This is a genomic window from Pseudarthrobacter oxydans, assembly GCF_034258515.1.
In the GTDB taxonomy this organism is placed as follows: Bacteria; Actinomycetota; Actinomycetes; order Actinomycetales; family Micrococcaceae; genus Arthrobacter.
Genome location: NZ_CP139438.1, coordinates 4,014,327 through 4,027,361, shown reverse-complemented (window position 1 = coordinate 4,027,361; position 13,035 = coordinate 4,014,327). Strand labels below are relative to the sequence as shown.

14 protein-coding genes are annotated in these 13,035 nt (G+C 67.7%); 2 read left to right on the top strand and 12 right to left on the bottom strand.

The window, feature by feature from the left end; translation table 11 throughout:
* Positions 1-82: 82 nt before the first annotated feature.
* The 11 genes from SMD14_RS18350 to uraD form a co-directional block, all read right to left on the bottom strand.
* Entirely contained in the window at positions 83-1,813 is a 1,731-nt protein-coding gene (locus SMD14_RS18350) for an ABC transporter permease subunit (RefSeq protein ID WP_321214602.1), read from the bottom strand.
* 8 nt (positions 1,814-1,821) lie between these two features.
* Positions 1,822-3,351 carry an ABC transporter substrate-binding protein gene (locus SMD14_RS18345; RefSeq protein ID WP_157240644.1) on the bottom strand — a complete coding sequence of 510 codons (1,530 nt, stop codon included), beginning with the start codon at positions 3,349-3,351 and terminating at the stop codon, positions 1,822-1,824.
* Positions 3,352-3,414: 63 nt separating this feature from the next.
* Positions 3,415-4,677 (bottom strand): MFS transporter, encoded by a 1,263-nt coding sequence (locus tag SMD14_RS18340; RefSeq protein WP_321214601.1) that lies wholly within the window; start codon positions 4,675-4,677, stop codon positions 3,415-3,417.
* A gap of 17 nt (positions 4,678-4,694) precedes the next feature.
* Positions 4,695-5,498, bottom strand: coding sequence for a dipeptide/oligopeptide/nickel ABC transporter ATP-binding protein (locus SMD14_RS18335; RefSeq protein ID WP_321214600.1), 804 nt, complete (start codon positions 5,496-5,498; stop codon positions 4,695-4,697).
* Positions 5,495-6,226, bottom strand: a complete 732-nt coding sequence (locus SMD14_RS18330; protein ID WP_321214599.1) for an ABC transporter ATP-binding protein — start codon at positions 6,224-6,226, stop codon at positions 5,495-5,497. Before SMD14_RS18330 ends, SMD14_RS18335 begins: the two co-directional genes overlap by 4 nt.
* Before the next feature lie 227 nt (positions 6,227-6,453).
* On the bottom strand, positions 6,454-6,759 hold the full coding sequence (locus SMD14_RS18325; protein ID WP_321214598.1) for a hypothetical protein: 306 nt from the start codon (positions 6,757-6,759) through the stop codon (positions 6,454-6,456).
* A 416-nt stretch (positions 6,760-7,175) separates the two neighbouring features.
* Entirely contained in the window at positions 7,176-8,336 is a 1,161-nt protein-coding gene (gene purM, locus SMD14_RS18320) for a phosphoribosylformylglycinamidine cyclo-ligase (protein ID WP_321214597.1), read from the bottom strand.
* Complete coding sequence (gene purF, locus SMD14_RS18315; RefSeq protein WP_321214596.1) at positions 8,333-10,012, bottom strand: amidophosphoribosyltransferase; 1,680 nt, start codon at positions 10,010-10,012, stop codon at positions 8,333-8,335. Before purF ends, purM begins: the two co-directional genes overlap by 4 nt.
* Positions 10,013-10,086: 74 nt before the next feature.
* Positions 10,087-10,401 (bottom strand): hypothetical protein, encoded by a 315-nt coding sequence (locus tag SMD14_RS18310; RefSeq protein ID WP_321214595.1) that lies wholly within the window; start codon positions 10,399-10,401, stop codon positions 10,087-10,089.
* A gap of 27 nt (positions 10,402-10,428) precedes the next feature.
* Entirely contained in the window at positions 10,429-10,767 is a 339-nt protein-coding gene (uraH, locus tag SMD14_RS18305; RefSeq protein WP_321214594.1) for a hydroxyisourate hydrolase, read from the bottom strand.
* Entirely contained in the window at positions 10,764-11,261 is a 498-nt protein-coding gene (gene uraD, locus SMD14_RS18300) for a 2-oxo-4-hydroxy-4-carboxy-5-ureidoimidazoline decarboxylase (protein WP_321214593.1), read from the bottom strand. Before uraD ends, uraH begins: the two co-directional genes overlap by 4 nt.
* Positions 11,262-11,588: 327 nt before the next feature.
* On the opposite strand from uraD, the gene SMD14_RS18295 reads away from it, so the two are divergent.
* Positions 11,589-11,915 (top strand): hypothetical protein, encoded by a 327-nt coding sequence (locus SMD14_RS18295; RefSeq protein WP_231754849.1) that lies wholly within the window; start codon positions 11,589-11,591, stop codon positions 11,913-11,915.
* A 191-nt stretch (positions 11,916-12,106) separates the two neighbouring features.
* Here the strand turns inward: SMD14_RS18295 and SMD14_RS18290 are convergent, their stop codons facing one another.
* Positions 12,107-12,685 carry a GNAT family N-acetyltransferase gene (locus tag SMD14_RS18290; protein ID WP_321214592.1) on the bottom strand — a complete coding sequence of 193 codons (579 nt, stop codon included), beginning with the start codon at positions 12,683-12,685 and terminating at the stop codon, positions 12,107-12,109.
* 146 nt (positions 12,686-12,831) lie between these two features.
* On the opposite strand from SMD14_RS18290, the gene SMD14_RS18285 reads away from it, so the two are divergent.
* Entirely contained in the window at positions 12,832-13,035 is a 204-nt protein-coding gene (locus SMD14_RS18285; RefSeq protein WP_157240662.1) for a hypothetical protein, read from the top strand.

The window sequence follows — 13,035 nt, the reverse complement described above, 5'->3', positions numbered from 1 at the left end:
CAGTGCGGCGCTTCTTTTTCGGCCCTTTGGAACCTGCTGTCCCAAGGTGCCGACTTCAGTTATTGGGCCCGCTGCCCGCACCTCAATGGTGCAGGCGGCGGGCTTTCTGCCGCCCTCCGCCAGCCAGTCCCACTGCCACTACGGACGCCAGGACCAGTGCGGAGGCGGGTGCCAGGACTGCCCACGGGGCACGCTCAACATAGCCCATGCCCTCGGCCAGGATGAGTCCCCACTCCGGCGAGGGCTGCTGCGGGCCCAGCCCCAGGAACCCGAGAGCCGCCAGCGCGAGTGCCGTTCCGGGCAGCCGGAGCATCGCATGGCGCAGGAGCGGGGCGGCCACCGCCGGGAGGATGTAGCGGAGCATGATGCGTGCCTTGCCCACCCCGAGGACGGGAAGGATGCGCACATACGGCTGCGCCCTTGCTTCCTGGGCCAAAGCCGCAGTGTGCGCCGCCAGGGGCGCCCAGCTCACGGCGGCCACGGCGAGGGCCGCGCCGTGTGCCGAAGGGCCGGTGAGCGCAGCAACAACAAGGCCGGCCAGGATGGGCGGGGCCGCGTTCGTTACCTCCAGGGGTCCCGTGGCGGCAAGAGGAAAGAGTCCGACGGCGATTCCCACGGCCAGGCAGGCCAGCACCACTGCCAGCGCTGTCCCCAGCGTTCCCACGGCCCCGTGCCCCACCCGCGCCAACAGGTCCCGGCCGCTGGCGTCGGCGCCGAACGGGAGTGTCCAGGCGGGCGGCGCCAGCCTGGCGTGCCCCGAGGCGAGGGGGTCGCGCAGCAGCCCGGCCCCGGCAACCAGGAGCAGGGCCAGGCCGGCCACTGCCGGCGCGGCCAGATGCCGGCGGTTCGCTGACCGCGGGGGCTCGGGAAGCGGAAGCGTTCCGAAGCGGACCGCGGGCCCGATCAGCAGGTGCCGCACCGCCGTCGTCAGCGTTCCCACCAGCAGGGCGAACCCCATCAGTGCCAGCATGCCGGCCTGCAGGGTGGGGACGTCCTGCGCGCTGGCCGCGCCCAGCAGCGCCCGGCCGAGCCCTGGAATGGCGAATACCTTTTCCACTGCCACTGCACCGCCGGTCAGCCCCACCAGGACCAGGCCGGCCTGCGGGAGCACGGCGGGAAGCGCCCGGCGGAGCACCGCTGCGGCCAGCAGCGCAGGCCCGCCCCCGGCCATCCGCCACGTGGCCACCCACTGTTCGGCAAACGCTGCCCGTACGGCGTCGGAGACCAGCAGCCCGATCAGACCGCCGGCCGGGATTCCGAGCGAAAGGGCGGGCAGGACCGCATGCTCCGGGCCCTGCCAGCCGAAGGGCGGAAACCACCGCAGCCAGATGGCACCCGCCACCAGCAGCACGGCGGCCAGCAGGAACTCGGGCAGGGATGTCAGCGCAGCGGACAGGGCACCCGACGCCGGCCTGCGCCGCCCCCGCAGCCCGTCCACTACCGCCGGCGTGCAGGCCAGCAGCGCCACGAGTGCCGCGGACGCGATGGCGAACGCCATCAGGGTCACCGAGACGCCCAGCGCCGCCGCGATGCCGGGTCCCACGGGTGTGCTGCTGATCCAGGACGTGCCCAGGTCGCCGGCGAAGATCCCCTGTACCCAGGACAGGAGCATGGCCGCCGGGCCCTGCTCCAGGCCGAGCTCGGCGCGGATTGCGGCGAGTGCCTCGGGCGTGGGCTCCCGGTCCGCGTACCTGGCCCGCAGGACGGTGTATTCGGCGCCGCGGCCCGAGAGCCAGGGCATCATCCCGATCAGCACCACCAGGGCAAGCAGGGCGAGGACCCGGGACACGGTGACTTTGACTGCAGCGGACATCCCGGACCTCACTGCGCGCCGCCCGTGATCCCGGTCCGGCTGGTAATCAGGGCCCGCTCCCGCGGATCCCGCTCCACCCCGGCCACCCGTGCCGATTCACCCTGGATGACGCGTTCGTGGAGCAGCGGGATGGCGGCGTCCCGGGCAAGGATGAGGCTTTCGGCGGCGGCAATGGCGGCGCGGCGGTCCGGACCGGCAGGCATGCCCGCGGCCGTGGCCAGGGCTGCGTCTACCCGGGGGTCGCAGAACTGGGAGATGTTGAAGGATCCGGTGCAGGAGAAATCGCTGTAAAGGTAGGCAACCGGGTCGCCCGAATCCAGCACTGTGGCACGCGAGAGGATGAAGGCATCGAACTTCCCTGCCAGCGCGTCAGCCTCGATGTGCTGGTACTCCCGGACATCCTGCTCCACGGAAAATCCTGCGGCCTCCAGCTGCTGCTCAAGCTGGACGGCGACCTCGGGCAGCTCGGCGCGGTCCGTGAAGGTGCCGAGCCGGATGGCGGTCCCCCTGACCGCGGTGGCGGCCGCCCGGGTGGCCAGGGCTGCTGCGTACTCATCGCTTTCCCGCTGCCCGGCTGCCCACGGGAGTGCCGGGCCCAGCAACCCGGCGGCTTTGTCTGCCCGCCCTTCATAGACCCGGTCCACGATGGTGCCGGCGTCAATTGCGGCGCGGGCTGCGGCGCGGACGGCCGGGTCCGCGAAGGGGCCCGACGCCGTGTTGAGGTACAGCGTGTTGGTCCGCGGCATGGGCACCTCGTGCACCAGCCCGGGTTCGATCCGGGCCACCTGGCCCACAGGGATGGCTTCCACAACATCCGCGTCGCCGGTCCGGAGGGCTGCTGCCCGGGCGGTGCCGTCCGGGACGAACTGGACGTCCACGCCGTCGGCCTCCGCCTGCGCGCCCCAGTACGCGTCGAAGCGGTCCAGCCGGGCCGAGGATGTGCCCTCCACCGAAACCAGCCGGTAGGGCCCGGTGCCCGCGTTCACGGGACTGACCACACCGCCGTCCTTATATGCCGAGGCCGCGAGGATGGCCAGTTGCGGGCTTGAGAGCCGCTGGGGCAGGAGCGGATCCGGTGCTGCCGTCGTAATGATGACCGCGTTTGAGCCCTCCGCCCGGGCGGTGAGTTCCACGCCGTCCAGGATCCTGGGCTTGGGGCTGCCCTGCGCCGCGGCAGTCAGCGAGGCAGCGACTTCCACCGGGGTCATGGCGGTTCCATCGTGGAACTCCACGCTGTCCCGCAGGACAAAACGCCAGGAGGTCCGGTCCGCCTGCAGCCACTCCGTTGCCAGGGCAGGTTGCGCCTCGCCCAGCCTGTCCAGTTCCACCAGGGTCTCCGCTGTCTTCCAGCGTGAAAGCTTGAAGGCGTCATCGCTGAGGGGCGACAGTCCCGAACGCGGCGGCTGGAGCATCGCCAGTTTGATGCGGCGCTCGCCGTTTCCGCTGCCTGCTGCATGCCCGCCGCCGGCGAAGCATCCGGTGAGGCTGACCGTGAGGAGGACGGCGGTAAGCGTCATGAGGTGGGTTTCCAGTCGCATTATGGGCACGTTGATACCTGTTTCGATGAGTGGTGGAGGGAACTGGCCGGGGCTGGGCCCGTGTTAGGTGCCAGGGGTTGAGCGTGTGGGTGGCAGGAGCCCGGGAAGTCCGACGGCGGGAATCACCATGAGTGCCGCCATTACCGCCCATGGCAAGGCGGCGGCGCCCGGGTGGGTGGCCGCTGAGTAGAGCGGCCCCAGGACGAGGTTGCCCAGCAGGACAGCGCACCCGCCCATGCTCGCCAGGAATCCGTAATAGATGCCGGAGCGGCGGCCGCGGGCGAAGTCGAGGACCAGCGGCATGGCCACCGGACCGGCGCACATGTGCCCAAGGCAGAGCCCCGCCACCAGCAGCAGTGCCGGCAGGAGCTGCAGTGTGCCGGCGGCAGGGGACTGGGCCAGCAGGGCCATTCCGGCGAAGGCCAGGCCCTTGAGGGTGAAGCCGGTGGTGAGCGCGCGTCCCGGACCCATCCGGACGCTCAACCGGGAGATGGGCAGCTGCAGCGCAATGGTCAGGACCGAGGCGGCGGCGAACAGGCCGGCCAGCGCGCCGGCTCCCGCCCCGGTCCTGGCCAGTTCGACGGGGAGGCCGAAATACAGCTGGTTGTAGGCCAGGAGGCTGACGCTGTACAGGGCCGCGAAAGCCACAAAGCGCCTCTCCCGCAGCATCCCGGTGATTCCATCTGCGCGCGGGACGGCTTCCCGCAGGGGGACCGCGGCCCTGAGCATGTCCGGCGCCGGTCGTGAATCTTCAGCGGGCATGCTGCGCCACAGGACCATGGTCATTACGGCAAACACCGCCGCCCCCGCCAGCGCTGCCCAGCTGAAGGAAATGCCCAGCAGCAGGGCCCCCAGCAGGGGCCCGGCCACCGCTCCGATTTCTCCGCAGATGGCGAGGAGCGCAAAAAGTCCCGCCGCCTTCCCGCCGGTGTTCCGTCGTCGTTCTTCCGCCTTCCCCAGCAGGGACTCCAGCGCCGGCGAGAACAGCGCGCCGCCCATCCCGGTGAGGACTGCCCCCAGGAGGAACAGCGCAAAGCTGCCGGCCATGGCCAGGGTGAGGTAGCCGGAAATGCGCACGAGGCAGCCCGCCACCATGGCCCGCCGCGGGCCCCACCTGTCCATGACCATTCCGCCCACCAGGAAAAGCCCCTGCTGGCAGAAGACCCTGGCGCCGAGGACCACTCCCACGGCCGTGGCGGTCATGCCGAAGTCCCGGGTCAAAACCAGGGCCAGGAACGGCACCACGGCGTAGAAGCCGATATTGAAAACAAGCTGGCTTGCCAGGAGCAGGCCGGGGGACGGGCGAGGCGCTGTGTCCGTCGGCACCGCAGTCCCAAGTGCCGTCACAGGACACCGGCCGGGGCATGGCAGGGGAACTGCAGGGCTGATGAAGCGCGCACCAGTGCAGCGGCTTCGGGGCTGCCTGGGTTTTCCAGCACCTGGTGCGTGGGAGCGTGCTCCACGATGCGGCCCTGCGAAAGGACGGCGGTGGTGGCGCACAACCTGGCAGCAGTGCCGAGGTCATGGGTGACCAGGAGCAGGCCCAGGCCTTCCTCGCGGACCAGCCGGCCCAACAGCGACAGGACGTTATCCCGCAGGGGGAGATCCAGGCCGCTGACGGGTTCATCGGCCAGCAGGTAGGCCGGCCGCACTGCCATGGCCCGGGCAATGGCCACCCTCTGGTTCTGGCCGCCGGACAACTCGCCGGGGCGGCTCTCCATCAGGCCGGCAGGCAGCTCGACCCGTTCCAGTGCGTCGGCCACGAGGCTCCGGTGGTTCCCTTCCACCCTTAGCTGCCTTAGTGGTTCCCGCAGCAGCTGCGCAACAGACATCCGGGGGTCGAGGCTACCGGCCGGGTTCTGCGGGATGTACTGCACCGTCTGCCGGTACCAGCGCAGGGACCGGACAGGTCCGGGCCTTACCGCACGGGCACCGAGGGTGACCGTGCCGGCGTCGGGCTTTGCCAGGGCCAGCAGGATCCGCACCAGGGTGGATTTCCCGGAACCGGAGCTCCCCACCAGGGCCGTGCTGGTGCCCGGTGAAAGGTGCAGGCTGATGTTGTGGAGTGTCCCTGCCGGCCTTTTCTTGCGGAAGCCGGGCCTGGGGTAGGTGAAGGAAATGTTGTCGGCAGTGAGCGGCCCCATCATGCTGCGGCCGCCGTTACCAGGCGGCGCGTGTAGGGGTGTTGCGGGTCTTGGAGCAACTCGGACATGGGTGCCTGCTCCACGATGCGGCCGGCTTCCATCACGATGGCGCGCGTGCAGAGCGCGGCGGCCGCGGTGAGGTCGTGGGTAATGAAGAGCAGGCTGCGGCCGTCGGCTCCCCAGCCGCGAAGGGTTTCAAGTACTTTCAGTTGCGTGACGGCGTCGAGGGCGGTGGTGGGTTCGTCCGCCACCAGGACGGGACTGCCGCAGGCCAGGGCGAGGGCGATGCAGACGCGCTGCAGTTGTCCGCCGGAGAGCTGGCCGGTATAGCACGGAAGGATCCGGGCGGGTTCCCCTATGCCTGCCTGTGACAACAGGCGGGCCGCTTCCGTCCTTGCTTCTGCCCGGCTGGACCCTGCGGCGAGCAGCGGAATGGCGAGCTGCCTGCCGACCGGAACGAGGGGGTTGAGGGCCGTCGCCGGGTCCTGGCTGATGAAGGCTGCCCTGGTTGGCCCTGGCGTCCCCGGCGCAAAAGTGATCGTCCCGGTGGCGGTGATCCCGTCCGGAAGCAAGCCGGCCAGCGCCGATGCCGTGAGGGACTTGCCCGATCCCGAGGCTCCCAGCAGGGCGACGCATTCACCGGTCTCTACTGAAAAGGTCAGGGGATGCACCAATCTCCGCGTGCCGAGCGAGAGGGCAAGATCTGTCACGGACAGGGCTGGTGCAGGCATGTATGGTCATTTCATGGCAGGACTTTCAAAGGGTTAAGCCACATGCTATCAAGAATCATTCGCATTTAACGTCATGTGAGTAGTTCGGGGACTGGCTGGGCACACAAAAGGAGCCCCAGCCGATGGCTGGGGCTCCTCGAGTGAAAACCCGGAAGAGGACGGTGCGCTGAAGGCGCTGAGGCTTGCCCTCTTATCCGGTCGCTGCGCTGCTAGTCATCGCTGCGCTGTTAGTTATTGACGATGCGGACCGGTCCGGTGGCGCTATCGCAGACCGTCTGCTCGGTGCCGGTGGCGTCTACTGCTTCGCCAAGAACTGCTACCGATCCGATATCGGCGACGTCGCAAAGGTTTGCTGCGACACTGGCTGCCACGTTGATGTCAACGGCATCTTCTACGGTGATGTCACCGACCGTGACGTTTACAAGGCCGTCATTCAACGTGTTGTTGTCCGCTGCCTGCGAAGGTCCGGCAACGGCGCCCAGCAAAAACAGGCTTCCAGCGGCTGCGGCGGTGGCTTTTTTCAGAACTGACATGATTTTCGCTCCCTTGATAACTGCCCTGGTGCCCCTGTCGGGCAGTCCGCAATTGGGCGTGTGGACTGCCTGATGCCGTGCTGCTGCACGGCGCAGGTACCGGACGTCTTTGTGGTTGCTTCTTTTGGTATCCGCCGGATCGGCGGGGGAAGGCGGTCAAACCGAGCGGACAATTGTCGCCGGACTCGTGCGGGGCGGGCATGACGCTCTCGGAAAACCCCGCGTTGACCTTTCTGTGCTGCACTTCCACTTACAAGCCTAAAGCTAAGTATGCTTAGCAGTCAAGGGAAGTGAGTGTTTTACTTCAGATTTCCGGTTCCTGCGGCCTTTCCCGGCGCTGGTTAAAGCAATCGAGTGCTCCGTACCTGCCGTTTTGACGGGTCAAAAGGGCCGGTACGGAGCACTCGATGGGGTTATTAGGCGTAGGCGTTGACCAAGCGAACCGCGCCGCCGTCCACGCCCTTGGCGCCCTGCACGTAGTCCGGACCGGACTTGAGGATTGCGTCCGAATCCTCGGTGACGGTGCCCATGACCCAGGACGGCAGGCCGCGGTCGTTGAGGCGGGTCACTGCAGCGTCCGCGGCTTCGGGGGACACGATGGCCACCATGCCCACACCCAGGTTCAGGGTGCGTTCCAGGTCCGCCAGCGGCACGTTGCCCAGTTCGGACACCAGCTTGAAGATGGCGGGCAGTTCCCAGGTGCTGCGGTCCACGGTGGCCACGAGGCCCTGGGGGAGCACGCGGGCCAGGTTGGCGGCGAGGCCGCCGCCGGTGACGTGGCTGAAGCCGTGCACGGCGGCCGTGCCGGTGACGGGGAAGGCGCGGGCCAGGTCCAGGCAGTCCGCGGCGTAGACGCGGGTGGGCTCAAGGAGTTCCTCGCCAAGGGTGCGGCCCAGTTCGGAGACCTGGCGGTCCAGTGCCCAGTCGGCGTGGTTGATCACGCGGCGGACCAGGGAATAACCGTTGGAGTGCAGGCCGGAGGAGGCCATGCCGATTACCACGTCACCGGCGCGCACGCGGTCCGGCCCCAGGAGTTGGTCGGCTTCAACCACGCCGGTGGCCGCGCCTGCGACGTCGTACTCGTGCTCGCCCAGCAGGCCGGGGTGTTCGGCGGTTTCGCCGCCCACCAGTGCCGTGCCAGCGACCGAGCAGGCTGCTGCGATGCCGCGGACAATGTCGGCGATGCGCTCCGGTACCACTTTGCCGCAGGCGATGTAGTCGGTCATGTACAGCGGCTCAGCGCCAACCACGACGATGTCGTCCACCACCATGCCGACGAGGTCGAACCCGATGGTGTCGTGGATGTCCATGGCCTGGGCGATGGCCACCTTGGTGCCCACGCCGTCGGTGGACGTGGCCAGCAGCGGCTTCTTGAAAGTCAGGAGCCTGGAGACGTCGTAGAGTCCGGCGAAACCGCCCACCCCGCCGATCACCGAGGAGTTGTGGGTGGCCTTGACGGCGTCCTTCATCAGCTCGACGGCGCGGTCCCCGGCTTCAACGTCAACGCCGGCGGAGGCGTAGGTGATGCCGGCTGCGTTAGCGGGGGTGTTGCCAGGGGCGGGGGCAGCGGAAGTCATACGGACTCTTTCTTGTCAGCGTCGGGGGTGGTGACCGCGTGATGAATCTCCGGCACGAGGTCGGCGTCGGTGAGCAGGTTTTCAAACTCGGAGTCCGGTCCGGGATCGCAACCGGTGGCGCCGGACTTCTCCGCGGGATCTTCCTGGGAATCAACAGAGAGGGCCGCTGTTGCGCCCGGAAGGGCCGACGGCGAGGGCTTGAGCCCGCCGAGGTCCGTCCGCTCCAGCAGGTTCTTGCCCAGCTTGTCCGCACCCGGAAGTTCGATGGGGTACTTGCCGGTGAAGCAGGCAGTGCAGAGCCGCTCCCGCGGCTGCCGGGTGGCGCCGATCATCCCGTCTTCGGAGATGTAGGCCAGCGAGTCCGCCCCGATGGCCTGCGAGATCTCGTCGATGGTGGCGCCGTTGGCAATCAGCTCGGCCCGGGAGGCGAAGTCGATGCCGTAGAAGCACGGCCACTGCACGGGCGGGGAGGAAATCTTGACGTGGACCGCGGCTGCCCCGGCCTCGCGGAGCATGCGGACGATGGCCCGCTGGGTGTTGCCGCGGACGATGGAATCGTCCACCACCACAACGCGCTTGCCGCGGATCACGGACTCGAGGGCGTTGAGCTTGAGCCGGATGCCCAGCTGGCGGAGGGTCTGCGACGGCTGGATGAACGTACGGCCCACGTAGGAGTTCTTGACGAAGCCGTGTGCAAAGGGAATGCCGGATTCCTCGGCGTAGCCCACGGCGGCCGGCGTGCCGGACTCGGGGACCGGGATGACGATGTCCGCCACCTGCGTGTTCTCGCGGGCCAGCTGGCGGCCCATCTCCACGCGGGATTCATAGACGGAGCGGCCGGCAATGGCGGCGTCCGGACGCGCCAGGTAGACGTACTCGAAAACGCAACCGGCCGGCGTCGGCTCCGCGAAACGCTGGGAACGCACGCCCTGCTCGTCAATGGCGATGAACTCGCCGGGCTCGATCTCGCGGATGAAGCTGGCGCCCACGGTGGCGAGGGCGGACTGCTCGGACGCCACCACCCAGCCGCGCTCCAGGCGGCCCAGCACCAGCGGGCGGATGCCGTAGGTGTCGCGCGCCGCGTAGAGGGTGCCTTCGTCCATGAACACGAAACAGAAGCCGCCCTTGATCTTGGGCAGCAGCTCGGTGGCGGTTTCCTCGAGGCTCTTGCCCGGCTCGCCTTCCAGCAGGGCGGTGACCAGGGCAGTGTCAGAGGTGTTGCCCTGCTTCATTTCGCCGGTGAGCTGGCCGCCGTTCCGTTCCTGGATCATGGCGTTGAGCTCGGCGGTGTTGGTCAGGTTGCCGTTGTGTGCCAGGGCGACGGTGCCGGTGCTGGTGGCGCCGAGGGTGGGCTGCGCGTTGGCCCAGTGGCTTGCGCCGGTGGTGGAGTAGCGGCAGTGTCCCACCGCCAGGTGCCCGGTCAGGGTGTTCAGCGTGGTCTCGTCGAAGACCTGGGAGACGAGTCCCATGTCCTTGTAGACGTTGATCCGCTTGCCGTCGCTGGTGGCAATACCAGCCGACTCCTGACCGCGGTGCTGCAGTGCATACAGCCCGTAATAGGTAAGTTTTGCTACTTCTTCACCTGGTGCCCAGACTCCGAAGACGCCACAAGCGTCCTGCGGGCCTTTTTCGCCAGGGAGAAGATCATGGGAAAGTTTTCCATCGCCGCGTGCCACTGGTCGATTATCTCACGACATGGGGTAGGACTTTTCCGGCCGCCCGTTTGTGACCCGGGCCCGCTGCAGCGGGCCTAAGGCTGGGGATCCGTGTCCGGCTCGGAGTCCGGCACGGCTTCCACCACGGCCCGCTGCTGCCGCCTGACACTGCGGCGGTCCAGGATCAGCGCCAGCACGGCCCCGAGGATGGCGCCGCCGCCCGCGAACAGCACCATGAAGAACCCAAAGACGGCGCCGGCGTCGAAGCTGGGGTTCTCAGGAACTGTATACGCCGCCACCGCTGCCGCCGCGATGCCCACCAGTGCGCCGAGGATGAGGAACGGCACATACTTGGGCGCGCGGCGGACGGTAACTTCGCGCCGCTCGGCAGGGGGTTGTTCAGTAGGCATGCATCAAGCCTACATTTTTCGAGGGCTTCAGCTGCCGCGGTAGGTGGAGTAAGCGAACGGGCTCAGGAGGAGCGGGACGTGGTAGTGCTCCGGGCCGGTCACCTCGAACACCAGGTCCACTTCAGGGAAGAACGTGGCAGTCTGCAGGCCCGCGTAGTAGTCGCCGGTGGCGAAGTTGAGCTTGTAGTGCCCGGCCTCCAGCCGCTCCGGACCGAGGTCCTTGGCGCGGCCGTCAGCGTCGGTGATGGAATCTGCCACGTGGCGCCAGGTGCCGCCGTCGTTCCGGTAAAGGACGACGGCGACTCCCGCCGCCGGGCGTCCGGCACCCGTGTCCAGGATGTGCGTAGTGATGTGGGAGACGCTCATTCGGTGATCAGTCCTTCAAGCCGGAGTACGGCGATTTCGCGCAGCTGCTGGGCCACGATGGTGTCTTCTTCAGCATGGGAGTTTGTGAGCCGTTCGTTCAGGGCCTGCAGGATTTGCGGGGCGGTTCGGCCGGCGGCGCGGATCAGGAAGACCCTCCCGAACTTCTCCTCGTAGTCCCTGTTGCCGCGGGCCAGGGCTTCCGCGAGGGCCGTGTCCGCAGGATCCACCCCGGCCTGCTCGGAACGGGACATGGACGCTTCGGTGGTGGCCGCCGTCGGACGTTCCCCGATGCGCGGATGGTGCGCCATGGCGGACTCCACCTCGGCGGGGGTGAAGGGGCTGGCAGCCTGCGACGCCCAGGCCAGCAGGGCATCCTTGCTGGCGAACGGGCGGCCCGCGGTGACGGCATCCACCCATCGGTTGACGTCGATGCAGGGCCTCAGGGTTTGGGCGGCCCGGGCCGGGTCCGCGCTGTTGAATTCGGCAAGCTTCATGCTGGCTCGTTCCTTGGGTAAATCTGCTGGCATCCATGGTGACGGCTATGCGGAGGCCGGACTTCCCGGCGCCGGCAACGGGCTGTCGCGCGGCTTCCGCATCATGGAACTGTTATTTCAGCATACGTAATATTGAAGAGCAGCCGGGCTGTGGTGTCAAGAGACTACAACAGAAGCGGTGTTGCCCGATCTTGCGGAAATCCTTGGACCGGCTTGCCCGGACGTTGAGGTGCGGGCGGGACACTCGAAGACAGGCAGCAGCTTCCACCGGACGAGGGTCAAAGACGACCCGCCGGGGAGGCTGAACGGCTCGGAGAAGGTGCAGCCATGGGACAAGTCAAGATCACAGACCAGGCGGGAGTCGGTTCGGCCGCCGGCGCGGCCCTGGACAAGGGCCTGGATAAGGGCCGCGCTTTGTTGCGCGTCTACTTTCACAGGCGGAAGGTGCGCGCAGCGGCCAGCGCGCTGGCTGAGGCCCTGGCGGAATCGAGGGAGGTCTGGAGCTGGCCGGGGGACAGGCTTCCGGTAGGCGCGGAGATGTCCCAGCAGGTGGAGAAGCTGACCCGCCGGCTCAAGTTGGAAACCGAAGCGCACCACAGGCTGGAAGCGCTTTTCAGGACTGCGGACGGGGGCCGTTCCGTACTGGCGTTTTAAGTGCCACACTTATGAGCAATCGAGTGGCTGGGGGTTTACCGGGTCAGGAGATTGCTATGAGTTGGTTTACAGGGTGGGCATACCTAATTGCGGGACTCATGACAGCGGACGCCCTGCTCTTGGCGCTCTGGGCGATCGACGAGGGCTGGCCCGGGAGCTGGTGGAAGAAACCCTGACGTGCCGGGGCGTGTCTAGCTCGACTGCAACTCCAGGCGCATCAGCACCCGAGGGAAGCCATTAAGAACGGACCCGGTGTCCGCCGCCTTGGTGAAACCCGCGTCCTCAAACAGTTTCCGGGTGCCCACGTAGGCCATGGTGAGGTCCACTTTCCTGCCGCCGTTGTCCACCGGATAGCCCTCGATGGCCGGGGCACCATAGCTCCGGGCCAGGTCTACGGCGCCTGCCAGCAACTGGTGCGAGATGCCCCTGCCGCGGTACCCGGGCCGCACCCTGATGCACCAGACCGACCAGACATCCGCACCGTCCACATGCGGGATCTTCCGGTTGCCGGCGAAACTGGTGTCCGCGCGGGGGTGGACCGCTGCCCACCCAACCGGCTCACCGCCGTCGTACGCCAATATCCCCGGCGGCGGATCCTCCGCCACCAGCTGCCGCACCAGGTCCCCGCGCTCGGTCCCGCGCAGTGCCTGGTTCAGTTTGGACGGGATGCGGTAGCTCAGGCACCAGCACACGTTGGCGTCCGGCCGCTTTGGCCCAACTATGGTTTTGACGTCCTCGAATTGTGTTGCGGGTCGGACCTGGATGTCCATGCGGCCATCCTGTCACCGGGCAGGGAGTCCGGCAACAGCACTCTCGAGGCTTCCCTGGGGCATTGCCGTGCCGCAGAAGGGGGACACTCCGACCGGGCAGCGATAGACTGGGCAGCCAGGTAACGGCAGAAGACATGGCGGGCACAATGAACGATAAGCTGCATCTCACTCCGGACGACCAGTTCCCCGAGGACCTGGAAAAGGTATCGGATAACGAATTGCAGGTCCTGGACAGCCGCATCCAGCGCCAGCTCGACCACGAAATGGTCGTTGATGGCGAATCGGACCGTGAAACCGAGTTCCGCCACTATGAACTGGACGTTGAGTTCAACGACCGCGACAAACGCTGA